Origin of the sequence: Rhizobium etli CFN 42 (assembly GCF_000092045.1) — a bacterium.
Taxonomy (GTDB): Bacteria; Pseudomonadota; Alphaproteobacteria; order Rhizobiales; family Rhizobiaceae; genus Rhizobium; species Rhizobium etli.
The window spans coordinates 306,846-328,646 of record NC_007761.1 but is presented as its reverse complement, the minus strand read 5'-3'; the positions used below and the strand labels follow the sequence as shown (position 1 = coordinate 328,646).

The window sequence follows — 21,801 nt, the reverse complement described above, 5'->3', positions numbered from 1 at the left end:
TCTGGCACGGAAGCAGGAATAAAACAAGAACGATCAAGGAACGTTTTCAGATATGAGTGGTGACCGGGGTTGTACCCGGTCACATCGGGCATGGGGCTGGAGCCGCAGGCTCAGCTGCGCTTGCGCTCGATCGCATCCCAGAGCAGAGCGGCGATATCGGCGCCGCCGAACTTTTTCACCTCGCGGATGCCGGTCGGCGAGGTGACGTTGATCTCCGTCATGTAATCGCCGATCACATCGATGCCGACGAGCAGGAAGCCGCGCTCCCTCAGCGCCGGGCCGATGCGCTCGCAGATTTCCTTTTCGCGCGCCGTCAGTTCGGTCGCCTCGGCGCGGCCGCCGACATGCATGTTGGAGCGGCTGTCATGCTCGGCCGGCACGCGATTGATGGCGCCGGCAAACTCGCCGTCGACGAGGATGATGCGCTTGTCGCCCTTGCGCACGTCGGGCAGATATTGCTGGGCGATGAAGGGCTCGCGGAAAAGCTGGCCGAACATTTCTAAGAGCGAAGAGAGATTGCGGTCGTCGCGGGTCGAATGGAAGACGCCGGCGCCGCCATTGCCGTACAGCGGCTTCAGGATGATATCGCCCATCTCGTCGCGGAAGCGGCGGATCTCGGCCGGATCCTTGGTGATCAGCGTCTTCGGCATCAGGTCGGAAAATTCGGTGACGAAAATCTTCTCGGGCGAATTGCGCACCCAGGCCGGATCGTTGACGACGAGCGTCTTCGGGTGGATGCGTTCGAGCAGATGCGTCGAGGTGATATAGGCCATGTCGAAGGGCGGATCCTGGCGCAGCAGCACCACGTCCATGGTCGAAAGATCGACGCGCTCGGGCGCGCCAAGCTCGAAGTGATCACCCTTGACGTCGCGCAGCACCATCGGCTCGACGCTGGCAAAGAGCTTGCCATCGCGGAAGCTCAGGCGTTCGGGGGTGTAATGGAAGAGCCTGTAGCCGCGCGCCTGCGCTTCCAGGCTCATGGCGAAGGTGGAATCGCCTGCGATATTGATGCCGGCGACATGATCCATCTGGACCGCTACATTGGTGATCTTGGCCATTTCCGTCCCTCGCTGAATGCGGGACAGATGTAGGTCGGCCCGGTTTCAAACGCAACGGTCATCGAAGGCTTGCGGCGGTCGCAATTTTCAGGCGGCGATGCCCTGGCTGCCGCCGTTGCGCAGCATGTTGCGCAGCCGGTAGGCGATTGCCAAAGGCTTCGGGAAGGGCTTGCGCAGGAAGGCGACCTTGCGGACGTAAGTGTCGACCCGCCAGCTCGCCCAGGTTCCACCTGCGAAAAAGGCGACGTCGCCGGGGCACAGAGTCCGTTCCGTGCCATCCTCGGCGGTGATGTGGACCTCGCCTTCGAGGATCATCACGGTCTCGTCCCAGCCGAAGTGCCAGCGGAACTCGCCCGCCGTGCAGTCCCAGATCGCCGTCAGCGACGCCTCGTCCTGGCCGCGCGAATGTTCGGCGGTGCGGGCTTCAGGATTGCCGCTGATGATCCAGTCGGGATTGATCGGCGTCGATTTCAGCGGCAGGCGGTCGCTCGCATGCGCGACGAAGGATTTCGCGGCCGGCTTCAGCGCGACATAAGGCACCGAGCGCGCGGCCATGGCGACCGCGCTTGCAAACATCATCTTCCAGACCACGCAACAACCCCCAATTCTTAATCCCTACCGCGATGGTGGGTAGCAGAGAGAGGTAACGAGCTCGTTCAAACCGGGACTAAAGTTTTAACAATCCGGAAACCCGACCGGGCCGAAAGCGCTCAGAAGGCGTCGGGAAAGTGCCGCGGCAAGCGGCCGGGCATGACGGCGATGATGTCGTAGCGCTGGGAAAGGCGGGCCTGATCCGCCTGACGGGCGAGCCAGAGATCGCTTGCCGCCCGGATCCGCTTCTGAGCGGCGACGGAGACGGCGTCGATCGCCGCAGCCTCGCCATGGCGGGCCTTGACCTCGACGAAGATTGTAAGATCGCCCTTGCGGGCGACGATATCGATCTCGCCGAGCCTGGTCCGGTGGCGCAGCGCCAGGATACGGTACCCCTTCAGCATCAGGAAGGCGGCGGCGACATACTCCGACATGCGGCCGCGGCGCAGCGCCTTCCTCTTGATGACAGTAAGGTCTTTATTGCCCATTGCCGCTCTTCATCTCCAGAAGGCGCTGGTAGAGCGCCTTGCGCGGCAGGCCGGTGAGACGGGCGGCCTCGGTCGCAGCTTTTGCCGTCGGCATCGACATCGACAGGTCGGCAAGCACGGCTTCGATATCGGCCTCAGACGTTTCGGCCGGCTGCGGCGGACCGACGACGAGGACGATCTCGCCCCTGACGTTTTCCACCTGCTGATAATGGGCGGCCAGCTCTGCCAGCGTGCCGCGGCGGAATTCTTCATAGGTCTTGGTCAATTCGCGGCAGACGCAAGCCGGCCGGGCCGGGCCGAGCACATCGGCGGCGGCAAGAAGCGTCGCACCGATGCGGTGGGGCGATTCAAAAAAGATCAGCGTCGCCGGTGCGGCGGCAAATTCACCGAGACGATCGCGGCGGGCCTTGTCCTTGGACGGCAGAAAGCCGGCGAAGAGGAAGGCGTCGTTCGGCAGGCCGGAACCAACAAGGGCGGCGAGTGGCGCCGAGGCGCCTGGAATGGGAATGACGCGATAACCGGCGGCAATTGCCTGCCGGGCCAGCCGATAACCGGGGTCGGAGACAAGCGGCGTGCCGGCATCCGACACCAGGGCCACCGAGCGGCCGGCCTCGAGCGCTTGGATGAGCCGCGGGCCGGCTTCGTCGGCATTGTGCTCGTGGTAAGCGAAGGGGCGATTCTGAATGCCGTAGCGGTCGAGCAAAACGCGGGTGACGCGCGTATCCTCGCATGCGAGCACGTCGGCGCCGGCCAGCGTTTCCAATGCGCGCAGCGTGATGTCACCGAGATTGCCGATCGGGGTCGCGACGAGATAGAGCGCCGGCTCCAGCGGCCGCGCCGGCACCGCCATGTTGTGCAAGCGGAAGCTTCGCTTCGTGGCGTCCTCCGCGGTGGTTTGCTCGTTCATGCCATTTGCCTTCGTCTCGACGGCCCTTCCCCTCATCGGGCCTTTATGGGCGAGCGGCCGCGCTTCGGCAAGGGCTGGGATTTCTGTGAGGATTGCTCCGGAAAACCTGAAATGCGGGGGCTCAGCCGTCCATGCCTCTTGCCATCCAATGCTGAAGTCTGCCATTTTGCCCGTCCACTCCCCCGACCTAAATCGGGAAAGTATTCTTCGGGCCTTCGATGCGCCCGGGCAGTCACGGTCGAAAGCGGTAGCATCCCATGCGTATTACTATTGAGCGGTCAAACCTTCTGAAATCGCTGAACCACGTCCACCGTGTGGTCGAACGTCGCAACACGATCCCGATCCTGTCCAACGTACTGCTCAAGGCCGATGGCCAGAACCTCGACATGAAGGCGACCGACCTCGACCTCGAGATCACCGAGGCGACGCCGGCAAACGTCGAACAAGCAGGCGCCACCACCGTTCCGGCCCATCTTCTCTACGATATCGTCCGCAAGCTTTCCGATGGCGCGGAAGTGCTGCTGGCGACCAGCACCGAAGGCGGCTCGATGACCGTGCAGTCCGGCCGCTCGAAATTCTCGCTGCAGTGCCTGCCGGAATCCGATTTCCCGGATCTGACCGCCGGCACCTTCACCCATTCCTTCAAGCTGAAGGCGACCGATCTGAAGATGCTGATCGACCGCACCCAGTTCGCGATCTCGACGGAAGAGACGCGCTATTATCTCAACGGCATCTTCTTCCACACGATCGAGAGCAATGGTGAGCTGAAGCTCAGGGCGGTCGCGACCGACGGCCACCGGCTGGCCCGCGCCGATGTCGATGCGCCCTCGGGCTCCGAGGGCATGCCCGGCATCATCATTCCGCGCAAGACCGTCGGGGAACTGCAGAAGCTGGTCGACAATCCGGAAGCGATCGTCACGGTCGAGGTTTCCGACGCCAAGATCCGCATGACGATCGGCTCGATCGTGCTGACCTCGAAACTGATCGACGGCACATTCCCGGATTACCAGCGCGTCATCCCCACCGGCAACGACAAGGAAATGCGTGTCGATTGCACGACCTTCGCCCAGGCCGTCGACCGTGTCTCGACGATCTCCTCCGAGCGCGGGCGCGCCGTGAAGCTGGCGCTTTCCGAAGGGCAGCTGATGCTGACCGTCAACAACCCCGATTCCGGCAGCGCCACGGAAGAAGTCGCCGTCGGCTACGACACCGATTCGATGGAAATCGGCTTCAACGCCAAATATCTGCTCGACATCACCGCGCAGCTTTCCGGCGAGGAAGCGATCTTCCTGCTGGCCGATGCCGGCTCGCCGACGCTGATCCGCGACACCGCCGGTGACGACGCGCTCTACGTGTTAATGCCGATGCGCGTCTGACGGAACGAAGGCAGCCGCTTTCGGTTTTCCTCCTGTCAGACAGGAGGTTCCAGGATGAAAAAGACGGGAGCGGTGCGCATCGGCATTTCCGGCTGGACCTATGCGCCCTGGCGCGGGCAATTCTATCCGGAAGGCCTGCCGCAGAAGCAGGAGCTTTCCTACGCCGCCCGTCACTTCCGTTCGATCGAGATCAACGGCACCTTCTACGGATTGCAGAAGCCCGAAAGCTTCGGCCGCTGGCGGGACGAAACGCCTGATGATTTCGTTTTTGCGGTCAAGGGACCGCGCTTCCTCACCCATGTGCGGCGACTGAAGGAGATCGAGGCGCCGCTTGCCAATTTCTTCGCCTCGGGCCTGCTCAGGCTCGGCCCCAAGCTCGGGCCGGTCCTCTGGCAATTCCCAGCCAACATGTCCTTCGATCCGGATCGTTTCGAAAATTTCCTGTCGTTGCTGCCGCATGATCATGATGCGGCGATCACGCTTGCCAAGCGGCATGACGAGCGGCTCAAACAGGCCTGGCTCAAAAGCGACGGACACCAGCCGATCCGCCATGCGTTCGAAATCCGCAACGACAGCTTCCGCTCAGCCGAGTTCATCGAGATGCTCCGGCGGCACAAGGCGGCGCTGGTCTGCGCCGATACGGTGAAATGGCCGCTGCTGATGGATATCACTGCCGACTTCATCTATTGCCGCCTGCATGGATCCGAACAGCTCTATGTCAGCGGCTATGAAGACCAAGCACTCGATCTATGGGCCGAGCGCATCCGCGCCTGGGCACAGGGCGGAGAACCAGAGAATGCGACGCGGGCAGTTGCACCGCTGCCGGCGAGAGCCAAGGGTCGCGACGTCTATCTTTATTTCGACAACACCGATAAGAAACTTCGCGCCCCTGTCGACGCCGGCCATTTGAGCGAAAGACTTGCCGACCTCATGCCTCATTCCCAGCGAAAGGCTGCATGAGCTGTTGATGCCGATGTCCTCGTTGCGAAAATCCTTGTCCCGGGAACGACGAGCAGCATATTAAGACAGTCGATCAACGTGCGGATGGGTGGAGAATGCGCTTACGGGTCAAGGTGAAGGAACACCTCGGGAAGAGATTTGATGAGGAAATCCGCTTCTTCCGGGGCATGATGCAGGGGCCGAAGACGGTGGGCTCTATCGTGCCGACCTCTTCGATTACGGCCAAGCGCATGGCCAGCGTCATCGATATGCATTCGGGGCTGCCGGTGCTGGAACTCGGCCCGGGCACGGGGGCCATCACCAAGGCCATCCTCGGCCGGGGCGTGAAACCGGAAAATCTCGTGGCAATCGAATATTCGACGGATTTTCACCAGCATCTGCTGCGAACCTATCCCGGCGTGCACTTCATCAACGGCGATGCCTTCGATCTCAAGACCACGCTCGGCGACTACAGCGACCGGACGTTCGATTGCGTCATCTCCTGCATTCCCCTGTTGAATTTTCCAATGGCGATGCGCGTCTCGCTGCTCGAAAGCCTGCTCGACCGCCTGCCTGTCGGCCGACCGGTGGTGCAGATTTCCTACGGCGCGATTTCGCCGATTGCCGCCAATCCCGACCGTTATCACATACAGCACTTCGATTTTGTCGTGCGCAACATCCCGCCCGCGCAGCTCTGGATCTACCGGCGCGGCTGAGATGTTCGGGCTCTATGTCACCCATCCGCAAGTCAGAATCGATGCGAATGTTCCCGTGCCGAAATGGGGGCTTTCCGAGGTCGGCGCGGCGCGAGCGCGCAAAGCTGCCGAGAGCGACTGGGCCAGACGGCTGACCCGCATCGTCTCCAGCGAGGAGACGAAGGCGATCGAAACGGCCGAAATCCTGGCGGCCGCCTCCGGCATCAGCGTCGAGATCGTGCATGGCATGCACGAGAACGACCGTTCGGCCACCGGTTTCCTGCCGCCGCCGCAGTTCGAAGAGGCGGCGAACTGGTTCTTTGCCCATCCGGAAGAAAGCTTCAGGGGCTGGGAGCGCGCCGTCGACGCGCAGGCCCGCATCGTAGCGGCGGTAACGGCCGTTCTCGCCACACATGATACGGCCGCACCGATCGCCTTCGTCGGCCATGGTGGCGTCGGCACGCTGCTCAAATGCCATCTGGCGGGCCGGCCGATCGCCCGCGACCGCGACCAACCGGCCGGCGGCGGCAATCTCTATGCTTTCGGCCTTGCGGATCTCGGCCTAACATGCGACTGGACGCCCATCGAAGACTGGCGGGGGTGACTCACATGGACGCACGCGAGCGGCTGATCGTCGGCCTGGATGTACCAACGATCGGCGAGGCGGAACGACTGGTTTCCACGCTCGGCGACGACATTCTCTTTTATAAGATCGGCTATCAGCTGGTTTTTGCCGGCGGTCTCGAATTCGCCCGCGACCTTGCCGCAAGCGGCAAGAAGATCTTTCTCGACATGAAGCTGCTCGACATCGACAACACAGTCGCGTCAGGCGTCGAGAATATCGCCAAGATGGGCATGTCGATGCTGACGCTGCATGCCTATCCGAAGGCGATGAGAGCGGCGGTGGAGGCCGCGGCCGGCTCCGGCCTCTGCCTGCTCGGCGTCACCGTGCTGACCTCGATGGATGCCGAGGACCTTGCCGAGGCCGGCTATAACCAGGACCCGCACAGCCTGGTGCTCAGCCGCGCCGGACAGGCGCGCGCCGCCGGCATGGGCGGCATCGTCTGTTCGGCGGCGGAGGCGGCCGAGGTGCGGGAGGTCGTCGGTCCCGACATGGCGATCGTCACCCCCGGTATTCGCCCGACCGGCAGCGACAAGGGCGACCAGAAGCGGGTGATGACGCCTTTCGATGCGCTGAAAGCGGGATCAACCCATCTCGTCGTCGGTCGGCCGATCGTCAAAGCGCCCGATCCGAAACAGGCGGCCCGCGCCGTCCTCAACGAAATGGTGGGCGCGCTCTGGCCGGCAAACCGCTGACGAGAACCAAAGGGAGAAGATCATGGCCAAGGCATATTGGATTGCGCGCGTCGACGTTCGCGACGCCGAGCGCTACAAGGATTATGTGGCGGCGGCCAAACCGGCCTTCGAAAAATACGGGGCGAATTTCCTGGCGCGCGGCGGCGCGATCACCGAGCTCGAGGGCAAGGCGCGCACCCGCAATGTCGTGATCGAATTCCCGTCGATGCAGCATGCGGTCGACTGCTATAATTCGCCGGAATACCAGATCGCCGCCAAAATCCGCCAAGAAGTGGCCGATGCGGAAATGGTCGTCGTCGAAGGCGTCTGAGTCCCTTCGCACCCGCAAAACTCACGGCGCGATGGGCCTTCCCGTCGCGCCGGGATTGGGCTAAGACGGGATACAGCATCCCGCACAGCCTTTCGAGGAGCCTGCCATGACCCTTGCCAACCTGCCACCGCTCGTCACCGTGTTCGGAGGCTCCGGCTTCGTGGGCAGGCATGTGGTGCGGGCGCTCGCCAAGCGCGGCTATCGCATCCGGGTCGCCGTACGCCGGCCCGATCTCGCCGGGTTCCTGCAGCCGCTCGGCAATGTCGGCCAAATTTCTTTCGTGCAGGCGAACCTGCGCTATCGCAACTCGATCGACCGTGCCGCCGAGGGCGCCAGCCACGTCGTCAACTGCGTCGGTATTTTGCATGAGACCGGCCGCAACACCTTCGACGCGGTGCAGGAATTCGGCGCGCGCGCGGTTGCCGAAGCGGCGCGCAATGCCGGCGCGACCCTTACCCATATTTCGGCGATCGGCGCCAACACCGATTCCGATTCGGATTATGGCCGCACCAAAGGCCGCGCGGAAGCGGCCATTCTCTCCATCAAGCCCGATGCGGTGATCTTCCGTCCGTCGATCGTCTTTGGACCGGAGGACAGCTTTTTCAACAAGTTTGCCGATATGGCCCGCATGTCGCCTGTCCTGCCGCTGGTCGGCGGCGGCAAGACGAAATTCCAGCCTGTTTATGTCGAGGACGTCGCCGAGGCGGTCGCCCGCGCCGTCGACGGCAAGGTTGCCGGCGGCAAGATCTATGAGCTCGGCGGACCCGAGGTGCTGAGCTTCCGCGAATGTCTCGAGATGATGCTGAAGGTGACGAGCCGCAAGAACCCGCTGGTGTCCCTGCCCTTCGGCCTGGCTTCTCTGATCGGCAGCATCGCCTCGCTGATCCCCTTCGTGACACCGCCGATCACGCCGGACCAGGTGCGCCTGCTCAAGCGCGACAACGTCGTATCCCCAGAAGCGGAGGCGGAAGGCCGCACATTGAAGGGCCTCGGCATTACGCCGACCATGCCGGCATCGGTGCTCGGCTCCTACCTCGTGCAGTACCGTCCGCACGGCCAGTATACCGGTTCCGGCAAGGCTGCCTGACCATCTTTCCCGAGGAACGATAGCGCCGCGCCGATCCGGCGGGCGGCGTTTTGCTTTGCCGCAGCTGCGCGTCTTGAAAGGCGTGTGGCGCTGTCATGTCGGCGCAAACTCGGCATGTTTTCCTGCCGGCTAGATCGAGCAGCGTTGCATAAAAGGCGCAGCGGAAATTTTGTGGAATTAACGCCAAATTTAGCAGGAACGTTTATTGCTATTTGTCATTCCACTGACTACCAAACCCCGCGTCTTCCAACGGACTCAACGTCTGCGAAGGCGTGCGGCAATCACTGTGAAAGGCATTACTCGATGGGCAAGTCAATCGCGCTCCTTTTTGCGTGTGCGGCGCTGATTATCATGGCAGGCTCTTTCGTTGCGCCCGGTTCGGTCGCGGCGATCAAGGGCGACTGCTCGCCGGCCTACGGCGTCGATCCTTGCTCGACGGCTTCGATCAGCCATTGACGAAAAAGCCGGCACCTTGCGCCGGCATCTACGAAGACAAGCAGTCGGGAACGCCGAACAAGGCGTTTCCGCAATGAAGGCTCGGTATTGCCTGCTTCGAAGCAGCGACGAGCGTCCTTCCTCTCAAGATAGCGGCCGAGCGGATATTCGTGCGCCCAATTCCGACGGGCAATGCATTCGCGCCGGGAGTTGCGCGAATGCATTTGCAGGTGCCTCAGGCGATCATGCCGGTTGCGGTCATGCCGAGCAGCAAGACGCCGAGAATGATGCGGTAGATGGCAAACAGCGTGAAGCGGTTGCTCCTGATATAGGCGAGCAGCCATTTGACGGCGATGAAAGCGACGATCGTGGAGACGACGAAGGCGATGGCGAGCGCCGTCCAGTCTTCACCTGCCGCGCCGCCATCCTTGAAGGTCTTCAGCAGTTCATAGCCGCTTGCGGCATACATTGTGGGGATGCCGACGAGAAAGGCGAATTCGGTCGCCGCGGCGCGATTGCCGGTGCCGGCCAGCAGGGCGACAAAAATCGTGGCGCCGGAGCGTGACGTACCCGGAAAGACGCCGGCAACGATCTGGGCGATGCCGACCAGGATGGCGACAAGCCAGGTGATCTGCTTATGCGGCGGCCGGCGCGCGGCGGCCCATTCGGCAAAGATCATCCAGATGCCGCCGATGATGAGCGCCCAGGCGATCGGCGTCGCGGTCTCGGGAAGTTCAAAGCCGAGCTTCTTGACGACGAGCCCGAGGATAGCGGTGATGAGAAATGCGACGATCAGCTTGGCGGCATAGTCCCGATTCTCAGGCTCGCGCCAGCCGAGCACCAGATCCAGCAGGCGGCGCCAATAGATGATGGTGACGGCAAGGATGGCACCCGCCTGAATGACGATATTGAACATGTCCGACCGATGGCCGAGCCATTGCTCTGCAATGATGAGATGGCCGGTGCTCGAGATCGGCAGAAACTCGGTGATCCCCTCGATGACACCGAGAATGGCGGCATTGATATAGTCCATAAATTGTCTCCGGTTTAAAGATCGTTCGGATCGAGCCTTTCCTGCTGGAAATTCTCTGAGCTGCGTCTGAACCGATCAGGCAGCCGTTATCCTCGTAGGCACGATGTGTGTTTTGTCCCTTGTCAGATGGCGTGAAAGCCGATTCGCTTGTATTGGCCTGGCCAAACTCCTATAGCTTCAACCAATGAGTCATGACTAAGGCGCTATAAACGAGCTGCCACACAGTCCTGTAACAGCAATCATAAAGCCCGAGTATCGATGCCCACGCTTTATCATCATCCCATGTCCTCCGCATCTCGCTTCGTCCGGCTGATCCTAGCGGAATACGGCTATCAGGCGGATCTGATCGAGGAGCAGACATGGGAGAAGCGCCGGGATTTCCTGGCGCTCAACCCGGCCGGCACGCTGCCGGTCTATGTCGACGACAGTATGCGCGCGCTCTGCGGCGCGAGCGTCATTTCCGAATATCTCGACGAGACGCACGGGGTCTTGAAGCGCGACCGGCGGCTGCTCGCCGAGGACCCATTCCAGCGGGCGGAAATCCGCAGGCTGACCGAATGGTTCATGCAGAAGATGGAAAACGACGTGACGAAGCCGCTCGCCCGTGAGCGTGTCTACAAGTTGCAGATGACATCAGATCAGGGTGGCGGAGCGCCGGATTCGAAGATTTTGCGTACGGCCCGCGCGAATATCCGCCAGCATATGCGTTATCTCACCTGGCTTGCCGGCTCGCGCCAATGGCTGGCGGGAGAGCGGATGAGCTATGCCGATCTCGCCGCCGCCGCCTCGGTCTCGATCCTCGATTATCTCGGCGAGATCGAGTGGGCCGAAGCCCCGGTCGTCAAGGAGTGGTATCAGCGGCTGAAATCGCGCCCCTCTTTCCGGCCGATGCTGACGGAGCGTGTGCGCGGCCTGACCCCCGTTTCACACTATGCCGATCTGGATTTCTGACGAGGGCTCTTCATGCCCGAAGCTTATAGAGATGACAAAGAGCGGCGGCGCCGCGACAATTTGACCGAGTTCGTCAGGACGGAATCTGCCGCCAAGGGCTTCGATCTCTGCCGCATCACCCGCCCGGATGCGATTCCTGAAGCGAAGCAGCGCCTCGGCCAGTTCATCGATGCCGGGCTTCACGGGACAATGGAGTGGATGGCGGAGACGCGCGAGCGGCGCGGCGATCCCCTGACCCTCTGGAGCGAGGTGCGATCCGTCGTTGTCTTCGGCCTCAACTACGCCCCGGAAGAAGATCCGCGCGGCATCCTCGACAAGCCGGACAAGGCAGCGATCTCCGTTTATGCCCGCAACCGCGATTATCACGACATCATCAAGGGCCGGTTGAAGGAGATCGCCACGCGTTTTGCGGCGCGGGCCGGCGCCGATGTGAAGGTCTTCGTCGATACCGCGCCTGTCATGGAAAAGCCCTTAGCGGCCGCGGCCGGCCTCGGCTGGCAGGGCAAACATACCAATCTCGTCAGCCGTACGCATGGTTCCTGGCTGTTTCTCGGCAGCATGTTCACCACCGCCGACCTCGTCACCGATGAGGCGGAGGCCGATCATTGCGGCTCCTGCCGCGCCTGTCTCGATGTCTGCCCGACGGCTGCTTTCCCCGCGCCCTATCAGATCGATGCGCGACGCTGCATCTCCTATCTCACGATCGAGCACAAGGGGCCGATCGACCCCGATCTCAGGCCGCTGATCGGCAATCGCATCTATGGCTGTGACGACTGTCTTGCCGCCTGCCCCTGGAACAAGTTCGCGGTCTCCGCCTCCGAAATGAAGCTCAAGGCCCGCGAAGATCTGAAGCAGCCGTCGCTCGCCTTTCTGCTGACGCTCGACGATGCCGCCTTCCGCGCCCTTTTCAGCGGCTCGCCGGTCAAGCGGATCGGCCGCGACCGCTTCATCCGCAATGTGCTGATCGCTGCGGGAAATTCCGGCGAGACGGCGCTCATTGCGCAATGTCGCGAACTCGCCGGCGATGCCGCCCCGGCGGTGCGCGGCATGGCGGTCTGGGCGCTTTCCCGGCTGATGGAGGCTGGCGAATTCTCGGCCTTTGCCGCACAAAGGACTGATGAGAGCGACGACGATGTGCTGCACGAATGGCGGTTGGCGGGAGTGGGCTGATGCATGTGATGATCTTTGGCTGCGGTTATTCCGGTACGGCGATTGCGAAGGCCTTTGCCAGCCAGGGCGTGCGCGTTTCCGGCACCACGCGTTCGGCCGAGAAGCTCGAGGCGCTGCGAGCCAACGGGATCGAAGCCTTCCTCTTCGATGGCGAGACAATGGGAGACGGGCTGAGCCGCGCTCTTGAGAGCGTCACCCACCTCGTGCAATCGATCGCCCCAGGAAAGGCCGACCCGCTGCTGCAGCTATTAGGCGAAGACAGCGGCCGTCTCCTGCCCCGGCTCGAATGGATCGGCTATCTCTCCACCGTCGGCGTCTATGGCGATCACAAGGGCGCCTGGGTAACCGAGGAAACGCGGTGCCTACCGATTTCCGGGAGATCGAAGGAGCGGCTGGAGGCCGAACAGGGCTGGCTGGCGCTGGGCCAGGAGCGCGGTGTGCCGGCGGCGGTGCTGCGCCTTTCCGGCATTTACGGGCCGGGGCGCAACGCCTTCTGCAACCTCGAAAAGGGCACGGCGCGGCGGCTGATCAAAAAAAATCAGGTCTTCAACCGCATCCGCGTCGAGGATATCGGTGCGGCAACGCGCTTCCTGTCGGCACGCGGCCTCGGCGGTATCTATAATGTCACCGACGACCGGCCCGGCCCGCCGCAGGATGTGATTGTCGAGGCGGCGCGCCTGATGGGCGTCGAACCGCCGCCGGAACAGGCGTTCGAAACCGCCGAACTGACGCCGATGGCACGCACCTTTTACGGTGAGAACAAACGCGTTTCCAATGCGAAGCTCAAGAAGGCGGGCTTCGAACTCTCCTTCCCGACCTATCCGATGTCGCTTGCGCAATTGTGGCAGGATGGGCGCTGGCGCGGCTAGAGCCGGCGGCTCGCGCGCTCACCCGAAAGGAGTAGGAAATTCCTACTTTCCGTCAGCAGGCGGTAAAATTTCGCCCTATATTATGGTTAACAGCCTTTAAATTTGCCCAATTGTGGCAATGAATATGGCAAAACCAGAAAAAAATTTTCGCGATTTTTGTGAACGACGGGACGGCGGCAGTTACTCGGGAAAATTCATTCGCATTTGAACTGATTTTATTATGTTTTTTCCACGGATGACGGCAGTCACCAATTTCCGACATTATATCAATGCTCTCACAAATGTTACATACTGTAACGTTCCGTGAACTGCAGCGGCACTTTTTCGCCACTTTTTAACAGATTTAAGCCCCACCGCCTGCAAGGGCGTAAGTTCAATAGTTGAGGGATACTCTGTTTTGAAGAAAATAGGTCGTTCTATTGTCGCTGCCGTAACTATTGCAGCCTGCTCTTCCATGCTTCCGGCGGAGAGTTTTGCTGGAAATGGCTGCGGCGGTGCTTCATGGTACGCGCTTCGCTCCAAAACTGCTTCCGGGGAACGTATGAACCCCGCCGTCTTGACTGCTGCGCATCGTTCGCTCGCATTCGGCACCAAGGTGAAGGTCACCAACCGCAACAATGGCCGCACCGTCGTCGTTCGGATCAACGATCGAGGTCCGTTCATTCGGGGCCGCGTGCTCGACCTGTCGCGGGCAGCCGCGCAGAATATCGGCATGGTGAGCTCGGGCACTGCGAAGGTCTGCTACCAGGTTATCAGCTAAGGCCGTAAGCCTCTTAACAACCGGCTGCGCCGTCAGCCGCGCTTGCTCTTGCCGTCAATCGCGGCTACCACGCGGTTGAGACTTGTGACCCATCCGCCCCGCGACTGTCGCATCAGCGCGGATCGTTCACATGCCACGGCAATAGGAGACATGTGAATGCGTCTGGGCGGCCGCCTCGAAGGGGCGATTTCAGTGCTCGCGGATATCGATGCCCGCAAGCGACCTGTCGCCGACGCGCTGAAGGATTGGGGTCTTGCCCATCGCTTCGCCGGCTCCGGCGACCGCGCCGCAATCGGCAACATCGTCTATGACGCGCTGCGCATGCGGCTTTCCCATGCCTGGCTGATGGATGACGACAGCGCTTCGGCCATTGCCCATGCCGTCATGTTCCGCCAATGGGGCTTCACACCCGACAGTCTCGGCGCCGACCTGGCGGACGACAAGTTTGCGCCGACGCCGCTTTCAGCCGACGCCCTCGCCGCCTTTGCAAGCCGCTCGCTCGACGACGCGCCGCCGCATATCCGCGGCGATATTCCCGAATGGGTCCAACCCTCCTTCGAACAGGCCTTCGGCGCCGGATGGCTGGCCGAGGCACAGGCACTTGCGGCGCGACCGACACTCGATCTGCGCGCCAACATCCTGAAGGCCTCCCGCGACAAGGCCGTCAAGGCGCTCGAACGCGCCGGCGCGCATGCTGCGAAAATCGCCCGCTACGGCATCCGGATTGCCGCCGGCGAAGGCGCCTCGCGTCTGCCCAACGTCACAGCCGAGCTTTCGTTTCAAAAGGGCTGGTTCGAAGTTCAGGACGAGGGATCGCAGATCGTCGCCGACCTGGTGCTCGCCAAAGACGGCGAACAGATCCTCGATTATTGCGCCGGCGGCGGCGGCAAGACGCTCGCCATGGCGGCCGCCATGCAGAACAAGGGACAGGTCCACGCCTACGACGCCGACCGCAGACGGCTGGCGCCGATCATCGAACGGCTGAAGCGGGCGGGCACGCGCAATGTCCAGGTGCATGATGACGTCAAAGGGCTCTTCGGCCTTGCCGGACGCTGCGACAAGGTGCTGGTCGACGCCCCCTGCACCGGCACCGGCACATGGCGCCGCCGCCCTGACACGAAATGGCGGTTGACGGCAAAAAACCTCGCCGAGCGCACCGCCCAGCAGCAGGATGCGCTGGCGCAGGCGAGCGGCTTTGTCAAAACGGGCGGCGAGCTGATCTACGTCACCTGCTCGGTGCTGCCGCAGGAGAACGAAGAACAGGTGCGCCGCTTCACGGCCGACAATCCCGACTTCCAGATCGTCAGTGCGTTGCCGGCCTGGGACGGCCTGTTCGGCAAGGATGCCCCGCATCCGCATTCTTCCGACGGCCTGACGGTGACGCTAACGCCTGCTTCCACCGATACGGACGGCTTCTTCTTCTGCCGCATGCAGCGGAAAGCCTGACTCGGCGTGGTTGCCGCCGGTTTCTCAAGGCGAATGCGTTGCGAAACAAGCGTGTTGCAGCGCCTTCTCATCTTAAAATTATTCCAAACTAGAGCGTTTGACACCAGTTTGCTTTTGCGCGAAGAGACGGAGCCCGATTAGGCGGAAGACCCGTCACAGGAGAGGATCATGAAGCTCAACACATTCCGTGCAGCCGTGCTGGCGATCGCCCCCGCCGCGCTGCTCGCCCTTCCCGCGCAGGCCGAGACCGATGCTGCCGCCGTGGTGAAACATTATGCCGAGGTGGCGCACGCCAAATACGAGGACTCGCTGACGACGGCAAAGGCGCTTGACGCCGCGATCGACGCCTTCCTGAAGGCGCCGACCGACGAGACGCTCAAGGCCGCCAGGGACGCCTGGATCAAGGCGCGCGTGCCCTACCAGCAGACGGAAGTCTATCGCTTCGGCAATCCGATTGTTGACGACTGGGAAGGCAAGGTCAACGCCTGGCCTCTCGACGAGGGCCTGATCGATTATGTCGATGCCTCCTACGGCACCGAGAGCGACGAAAATTCACTTTACGTGGCAAACGTCATCGCCAGCAAGACGATCAAGATCGACGGCAAGGATGTCGACGCCACGAAGCTGACACCTGAATTCCTCTCCGGCACGCTTGCCGAAGCCGGCGGCATCGAAGCCAATGTGGCGACCGGCTATCACGCCATCGAGTTCCTGCTCTGGGGTCAGGATCTGAACGGCACGGGGCCAGGCGCCGGCAACCGCCCGGCAACGGATTACGACCTCAAGAACTGCACGCACGGCAATTGCGACCGCCGCGCCGAATATCTGAAGTCCGCTTCCACCCTGCTGGTTTCCGATCTGCAGGAAATGACCGACGACTGGAAGCCGGACGGTGCCGCAACGAAGAACGTCGAAGCCGATCCGAAGGCCGGCCTCGTCGCGATCCTGACGGGCATGGGTTCGCTCTCCTATGGCGAGCTTGCCGGCGAGCGCATGAAGCTCGGGCTGCTGCTGCACGATCCGGAAGAAGAGCATGATTGCTTCTCCGACAATACCTACAACTCGCATCTCAACGACGCGATCGGCATCGCCGCCGCCTATACCGGCGACTACACCCGCGTCGACGGCACCAAGCTCGGCGGCCCGTCACTGCACGACCTCGTCGCCGCCAAGGACAAGGCGCTCGACGCCGAGATGGAAGGCAAGCTCAACAAGACGCTCGATGCGATGAACGCCATGGCCAAGCGCGGCGAGACGGTCGAGAAGTACGATCAGATGATCGCCGAGGGCAACAAGGAAGGCAACGCCGTCGTCCAGGCCGCCATCGACGGGCTGATCGACCAGACGACGTCGATCCAGCGCGTTATTGCCGCACTCGATCTCGGTACGGTTCAGCTTGAAGGTTCCGACAGCTTGGATAATCCTAACGCCGTCTTCAAATAAGCAAAGGCGGGCCGCTTCAAAAGTCGGAGCGGCCCGGACCCTGAAATGTCGCATGCTCCGGCCCCCCGATTGATCGCCAGCGCAGCGCTCTGCGCCCTGCTTTCCGGATTTTCCGCAACGATTGCCGCCGGTTTCGATCTGCCGGCGAAACGCGCCGACCTCTCCGAGGCCGATCTCAAACGCGTCGCCGACGTCACCCGGCCGACCAAGGACTTTTCAAAGGCCGAACAATACGAAGCAATGCAGGCGGGTGCGACGACCTCGATCGATCCGGTCACCGAAGACAGCTTCACGCATATTTCGGCCAACATGCCTTTCGAGGAAGAGCAGAATTTCAAGCTCGGCAATGCGCTCTTCCGCAAACTCTGGGTTTCCGCGCCCTCCTCGACGCAGGCCTCAGATGGGCTCGGGCCACTCTTCAACGCCCGCTCCTGCATGAGCTGTCATGTCAATGACGGCCGCGGCAAACCGCCGGAAAGGGGACCGAGCGCCGTGTCGATGTTCCTGCGGCTTTCCCGCGCAGCCAGGACGCCGGAAGAAGAAAAGGCGATCGCAAGCGCTGACATCCTCAACTTCCCCGATCCGGTCTATGGCCATCAGCTGCAGGATCTTGCCGTTCCCGGCCTCGCCGGTGAAGGCCGGATGACGATCCGCTATGATGAGGGGACGGTAAAGCTTGGCGACGGCGAGATCGTATCGCTGCGCCGACCGCATTACGCCGCGACCAACCTGGCCTATGGACCACTCGATGCATCGACGACGATCTCGGCGCGTGTCGCCCCCGCCATGATCGGCCTCGGGCTGATCGAGGCGATCCCCGCGGCCGATATCCTTGCCCATGCCGATCCCGACGATGCCGATGGCGACGGCACCTCCGGCAAGGCGGCGATCGTGCGCGACCACCGCAGCGGAAAGATCGCGCTCGGCCGCTTCGGCTTGAAGGCGCAGAACGCCACGGTGCGCGACCAGAATGCGGACGCCTTCGCCAATGATATCGGTATTTCGACGCCCGACCAGCCGGACGCGCATGGCGATTGCACCGAGGCGGAAAAGAAATGTCAGGCAATGCCGACCGGCGTGCAAGAATGGCTGGGCGCAGAAGAAGCACCGGGTCCCATTCTCGATCTCGTGACTTTCTATTCGGAAAATCTCGCCGTTCCGGCGCGCCGCAAGGCGAGCTTCCCTGACACGCTGCGCGGCAAGCGGATCTTTTACGAAACCGGCTGCATTTCCTGCCATGTGCCGAAATTCGTCACCCGCCGGGATGCGACCAACAAGGCGCAATCCTTCCAGCTGGTCTGGCCCTATTCCGATTTTCTCCTGCACGACATGGGCGACGGCCTTTCCGATGGCCAACAGGTCGGGCTTGCAAGCGGACGTGAATGGCGCACGCCGCCGCTATGGGGTATAGGACTGACCCGGACTGTCAGCGGACACAGCTTTTTCCTGCATGACGGCCGTGCGCGGGACCTCACCGAAGCGATCCTCTGGCATGGCGGCGAAGCTGAAAAGGCCCGCAACGCTTTCTCCGCGCTGTCAAAAGACGACAGAGCGGCCCTGATTACATTCCTGGAGTCACTTTGATGCGCCTTTGGCACCCGCTGCTCTGCCTCACTCTGATCGGCCTCGCCACGTCGGCGGCCGCTCAGACCGCCGCTCCTCAGGCAGGGCTGAACGAGGATGCCGTTCCCGCCGTCATGCAGCGCGCCGTCGACGAGGTGATCCGCCCGGGCTATCGCAACATGCAGCAATCGGCCGCCCGGCTGACGACGGCAATGAAGGATCTCTGCAGCGACGGCACGCAGCAGACGCTCGACAAGGCCAAATCCGCATTCGACGATACGATCCGCTACTGGTCGATCATCGAGATCGTCCAGACCGGGCCCGTCATCCAGGACAATCTCTTCGAGCACATCCTGTTTTACCCCGACCGCAAGGGCGTGGGCCTGAAGCAGGTGCAAGCGCTGATCGCCAAGGCCGATCCGAAGGACGCCACCGTCGATGCCATCGCCGACAAAAGCGTCGCGCTGCAAGGCCTGACGGCGTTGGAATATGTGCTCTACGGCAGCGGCTCGGAGGACCTCGTCAAGCAGAAGGGCGGATTCCGCTGCCTTTACGGCCAGGCGGTCGCCGGCAATATCCAGCGTGAGGCGGGCGAAGTCGTCGCCGCCTGGGAAAAGCCCGATGGCGTGCAGGCGAGTTGGAAACATCCAGGCCCGCAGAGCAATGATTTCATGGACAATAGGGAAGCCGTGACCGCGCTGCTCGGCATTCTCGTCCACGGCGCGGAGAATGTCCGCGACCAACGGCTGGAGCAGTTCTACAAGGGCAAGGACACCGCGCCGCGGCCGCGCATGGCCATCTACTGGCGTTCGAAGAATACCTGGAAATCCATGGCCGCCAATCTGGAAGGCCTGCGGACGCTCTGGCAGAAGGCCGGCATGGCCGAGCTTCTGCCGGCGGACAAACGGTCGGTCGAGGCTTCGATCGACGCGGATTTCAAATCGCTGCTCGACAGCGTGCCGAAGCTCAATCCCGACATCGACGTCGCTGTGAGCGATGCCGAGAAGGCCAAGCTCGATGCATTGCTTGCCGACAGCCGCCAGCTGATCACCAGAATAAGCGACGAATATGGCTCGGCCGTCGGCCTTTCGGCCGGCTTTTCCTTTTCGGACGGAGACTGAAGCGATGATACGAAGCACCACGATCGATCGACGCAGCTTCGTCAAGGCGGCAGGAATCGGCTTCCTTGCGGCCTTGACGCCAAGGTCGCTGATGGCCTTGGAGCGCTCGGACGCCGTCTACGCCTCGGGCATTCGCGCCGCCGACGGCTCCTTTGCCATCGCGACGGTGACAGAGCGCGGCGAAATCATCGATCAGTTGGCGCTACCTGCCCGAGCTCACGGCATGGCCTTCAGCGCCGCCACCGGCAAGACCGTCGCCTTTGCGCGCCGGCCCGGCACCTATGCGATGATCTTCGATGTCAGGCATAGGAGCCAGCCGATCGTCATCAACTCCCGGGCAGACCGGCATTTCTACGGCCACGGCGTCTTCTCGCCCGATGGCCGCATTCTCTACGCCAGCGAGAATGATTTCGATGGCAATCGCGGCATGATCGGCATCTACAACGCGACCGACCGTTTCACCCGCATCGGTGAATTCGAGACGTACGGCATCGGCCCGCACGACATGACCGTTTCCGATGACGGGCGCCTTCTCATCGTTGCCAATGGCGGCATCGAGACGCATCCGGACTTCGGCCGCATCAAGCTCAATCTCGGGGCGATGCAGCCATCGCTGGTCCTGATCGATGCCACGACGGGCGCGTTGATCGAAAAACACGTGCTGCCGGCCGAATGGTCGCAGCTGTCGACCCGCCACGTCGACCTCGACGGCGACGGCCGCATCTGGTTCGCCTGCCAGTACGAGGGCCGCCGCAAGGACCTGCCGCCGCTTGTCGGTCATTTCGCCAAGGGGGAGGATCTTTCCTTCGTCGACCTGCCGGAAGAGACGACGCGCAGGCTTGCCAACTACGTCGGCGCGATCGCCGTCAATCGTAGCGAAGGCCTCGTCGGCGTCACCTCGCCGAAAGGCGGCGCCTCTGTGACGATCGACGCGAGGACGGGCAAGGTGCTGGCCGAGACGACAATTGCGGATGCAGCGGGCATCGCGCCGGCGAAAGAGGGCTTTGCCGTCTCCTCCTATGACGGGGATTTCCTGCAGACCCGCAGCTCTGTCGCATGGGATCAGCACATCGTTCGGATCTCTCAGCCGACGCGCGCATAGGCCTTCTGCTCGGCACTGATCGCCGATGCGGCGGCCCTTGCCGCTTCATGCAACCATTCGCTCCCGCGCACCCGCAGATCGTCCAGGATCGCCGCCGCCGCCGTCGGATCGTCGGAATGGCAGTTGGCGATCTCGAAGCCCGTCAGCTCGAGCATCGTTGGCGCAAGCAGGATTTCCGGGTGCTTGTCGATCTCGATCTTGCGGCTGTTCGGCGAGAGCCGGCGCAGGAGGATCCGGCCGGAGACGGCATAATGTGGAACGGCCGAGCGCATCCGCCCTCCGGCAATCTTGCCTGCATGGATCGTCCCATGCTGCGGCCCGCGGCAAAGCGACAAGGCTGACGGCACCAGCGCCTTCGCCTCGCGCAGAACCGGCCCGCCCTGCCATTCGCTATAGGCGACGAAACGCGGCCGACCGAGACTGCCGGTGCCGGCGCGATGCGGCTTCGCCACGAAGCGACCTGAGCCGGGCGGCAATGCACCGGTAAGCGCCCTGATATAGGCGGAAGGAACCAGTTTCTTGCCGGGACGCAGCGTCTCGTATTTCTCCCAAATTCCCGGCGTTCGGCATTCGGCAGCACCAATGCTTGGCGTAGCCATTTGTAGTCACGTTCGAGGATGACGGGCAGCGGATTTTCAAGGCCCCGGCGATAGCCGGTGAGGATCAGTTCGCCGATCATGCGGACGGACGGGCCGCTGTCGCCGCGCGCCAGGATGGCGCTTGCCGCCAGACGAACGAGGTCGAGCGCATAAGGCATAACCGCCGCGTCATCGAAATCATTGACGCCCCAGACGAGCCGGCCCTCGACGTCGCGCCAGGTGCCGAAATTTTCCAGATGCGTATCGCCGATCGCCAGCACTTCAGGCGCGCCTGCGAGGTCCTGGCAGATGTCGAGGATGGTTTCGCACCAGCGCCAATAGGTGGCGCGCAGGAAGACGAACGCGCTGCTGCGCATCTTCTTGTGCTTCTCCCGCAGATCCTTCTTGACGAGATCGTCGCCGAGTTCGCCGGTCAGCCAGTTCTCGAAATTCCGGACCGATTGCGATATCATCATGCCGCTGATGCTCCATCATTTCGAGTTCGATGCGAGAATACGCGCTTCGCGCGAAGCTGCAATCACCATTGCACGCGGCTGGCGGC

Annotated in this window: 21 protein-coding genes and 1 pseudogene; 16 read left to right on the top strand and 6 right to left on the bottom strand. The window is 62.4% G+C overall.

Annotation, left to right across the window (positions count from 1 at the left end; translation table 11 throughout):
* Window positions 1-110: 110 nt before the first annotated feature.
* The 4 genes from gshB to rsmI form a co-directional block, all read right to left on the bottom strand.
* Window positions 111-1,058 carry a glutathione synthase gene (gshB, locus tag RHE_RS01630; RefSeq protein WP_011423706.1) on the bottom strand — a complete coding sequence of 316 codons (948 nt, stop codon included), beginning with the start codon at window positions 1,056-1,058 and terminating at the stop codon, window positions 111-113.
* 87 nt (window positions 1,059-1,145) lie between these two features.
* On the bottom strand, window positions 1,146-1,649 hold the full coding sequence (locus RHE_RS01625; protein WP_187331711.1) for a cupin domain-containing protein: 504 nt from the start codon (window positions 1,647-1,649) through the stop codon (window positions 1,146-1,148).
* A gap of 119 nt (window positions 1,650-1,768) precedes the next feature.
* On the bottom strand, window positions 1,769-2,137 hold the full coding sequence (locus RHE_RS01620; RefSeq protein WP_042117767.1) for a YraN family protein: 369 nt from the start codon (window positions 2,135-2,137) through the stop codon (window positions 1,769-1,771).
* Entirely contained in the window at window positions 2,127-3,044 is a 918-nt protein-coding gene (gene rsmI / locus RHE_RS01615) for a 16S rRNA (cytidine(1402)-2'-O)-methyltransferase (protein ID WP_020920194.1), read from the bottom strand. The genes RHE_RS01620 and rsmI overlap by 11 nt, the downstream gene beginning before the upstream one ends.
* Before the next feature lie 257 nt (window positions 3,045-3,301).
* Here rsmI and dnaN point away from each other — a divergent pair, with 257 nt between their 5' ends.
* The 7 genes from dnaN to RHE_RS01580 all read left to right on the top strand — a co-directional run bounded on the left by dnaN (window position 3,302) and on the right by RHE_RS01580 (window position 8,768).
* The gene (dnaN, locus tag RHE_RS01610) at window positions 3,302-4,420 is read left to right on the top strand and encodes a DNA polymerase III subunit beta (RefSeq protein WP_011423702.1); all 1,119 of its coding nucleotides are present in this window, start codon (window positions 3,302-3,304) and stop codon (window positions 4,418-4,420) included.
* A 54-nt stretch (window positions 4,421-4,474) separates the two neighbouring features.
* On the top strand, window positions 4,475-5,380 hold the full coding sequence (locus tag RHE_RS01605) for a DUF72 domain-containing protein (protein WP_011423701.1): 906 nt from the start codon (window positions 4,475-4,477) through the stop codon (window positions 5,378-5,380).
* A gap of 95 nt (window positions 5,381-5,475) precedes the next feature.
* The gene (gene pmtA / locus RHE_RS01600; protein WP_011423700.1) at window positions 5,476-6,075 is read left to right on the top strand and encodes a phospholipid N-methyltransferase PmtA; all 600 of its coding nucleotides are present in this window, start codon (window positions 5,476-5,478) and stop codon (window positions 6,073-6,075) included.
* A gap of 1 nt (window position 6,076) precedes the next feature.
* Window positions 6,077-6,658, top strand: a complete 582-nt coding sequence (locus RHE_RS01595; RefSeq protein ID WP_011423699.1) for a histidine phosphatase family protein — start codon at window positions 6,077-6,079, stop codon at window positions 6,656-6,658.
* A 5-nt stretch (window positions 6,659-6,663) separates the two neighbouring features.
* Window positions 6,664-7,371, top strand: coding sequence for an orotidine-5'-phosphate decarboxylase (pyrF, locus tag RHE_RS01590; protein WP_011423698.1), 708 nt, complete (start codon window positions 6,664-6,666; stop codon window positions 7,369-7,371).
* Window positions 7,372-7,393: 22 nt separating this feature from the next.
* Window positions 7,394-7,681: a DUF1330 domain-containing protein gene (locus tag RHE_RS01585; RefSeq protein WP_011423697.1), complete on the top strand. Its 288-nt coding sequence runs from the start codon at window positions 7,394-7,396 to the stop codon at window positions 7,679-7,681.
* A gap of 106 nt (window positions 7,682-7,787) precedes the next feature.
* Window positions 7,788-8,768 carry a complex I NDUFA9 subunit family protein gene (locus RHE_RS01580; protein ID WP_011423696.1) on the top strand — a complete coding sequence of 327 codons (981 nt, stop codon included), beginning with the start codon at window positions 7,788-7,790 and terminating at the stop codon, window positions 8,766-8,768.
* A 670-nt stretch (window positions 8,769-9,438) separates the two neighbouring features.
* Here the strand turns inward: RHE_RS01580 and RHE_RS01570 are convergent.
* The gene (locus tag RHE_RS01570; RefSeq protein ID WP_011423694.1) at window positions 9,439-10,236 is read right to left on the bottom strand and encodes an undecaprenyl-diphosphate phosphatase; all 798 of its coding nucleotides are present in this window, start codon (window positions 10,234-10,236) and stop codon (window positions 9,439-9,441) included.
* Between the two features lie 258 nt (window positions 10,237-10,494).
* On the opposite strand from RHE_RS01570, the gene RHE_RS01565 reads away from it, so the two are divergent.
* From RHE_RS01565 to RHE_RS01525, 9 genes are all read left to right on the top strand, one after another.
* A complete protein-coding gene (locus RHE_RS01565) occupies window positions 10,495-11,187 on the top strand; it encodes a glutathione S-transferase family protein (protein ID WP_011423693.1) in 693 nt (230 codons plus the stop codon).
* A gap of 12 nt (window positions 11,188-11,199) precedes the next feature.
* A complete protein-coding gene (queG, locus tag RHE_RS01560; protein WP_011423692.1) occupies window positions 11,200-12,357 on the top strand; it encodes a tRNA epoxyqueuosine(34) reductase QueG in 1,158 nt (385 codons plus the stop codon).
* Window positions 12,357-13,226 (top strand): SDR family oxidoreductase, encoded by an 870-nt coding sequence (locus RHE_RS01555; RefSeq protein WP_011423691.1) that lies wholly within the window; start codon window positions 12,357-12,359, stop codon window positions 13,224-13,226. The genes queG and RHE_RS01555 overlap by 1 nt, the downstream gene beginning before the upstream one ends.
* Before the next feature lie 397 nt (window positions 13,227-13,623).
* On the top strand, window positions 13,624-13,986 hold the full coding sequence (locus RHE_RS01550) for a septal ring lytic transglycosylase RlpA family protein (protein WP_011423690.1): 363 nt from the start codon (window positions 13,624-13,626) through the stop codon (window positions 13,984-13,986).
* 156 nt (window positions 13,987-14,142) lie between these two features.
* Window positions 14,143-15,432, top strand: coding sequence for an RsmB/NOP family class I SAM-dependent RNA methyltransferase (locus tag RHE_RS01545; protein WP_011423689.1), 1,290 nt, complete (start codon window positions 14,143-14,145; stop codon window positions 15,430-15,432).
* Between the two features lie 168 nt (window positions 15,433-15,600).
* Window positions 15,601-16,875, top strand: a complete 1,275-nt coding sequence (locus tag RHE_RS01540) for an imelysin family protein (protein WP_011423688.1) — start codon at window positions 15,601-15,603, stop codon at window positions 16,873-16,875.
* A gap of 45 nt (window positions 16,876-16,920) precedes the next feature.
* Entirely contained in the window at window positions 16,921-18,459 is a 1,539-nt protein-coding gene (locus tag RHE_RS01535; protein WP_011423687.1) for a di-heme oxidoreductase family protein, read from the top strand.
* Window positions 18,459-19,559 (top strand): imelysin family protein, encoded by a 1,101-nt coding sequence (locus tag RHE_RS01530; protein ID WP_011423686.1) that lies wholly within the window; start codon window positions 18,459-18,461, stop codon window positions 19,557-19,559. Before RHE_RS01535 ends, RHE_RS01530 begins: the two co-directional genes overlap by 1 nt.
* Before the next feature lie 4 nt (window positions 19,560-19,563).
* Window positions 19,564-20,661: a DUF1513 domain-containing protein gene (locus RHE_RS01525; protein ID WP_011423685.1), complete on the top strand. Its 1,098-nt coding sequence runs from the start codon at window positions 19,564-19,566 to the stop codon at window positions 20,659-20,661.
* Here the strand turns inward: RHE_RS01525 and RHE_RS01520 are convergent.
* Window positions 20,643-21,715 (bottom strand): annotated as a pseudogene (locus RHE_RS01520) (DUF2252 family protein). The gene RHE_RS01525 and the pseudogene RHE_RS01520 sit on opposite strands and share 19 nt — an antisense overlap.
* Window positions 21,716-21,801: the final 86 nt, after the last annotated feature.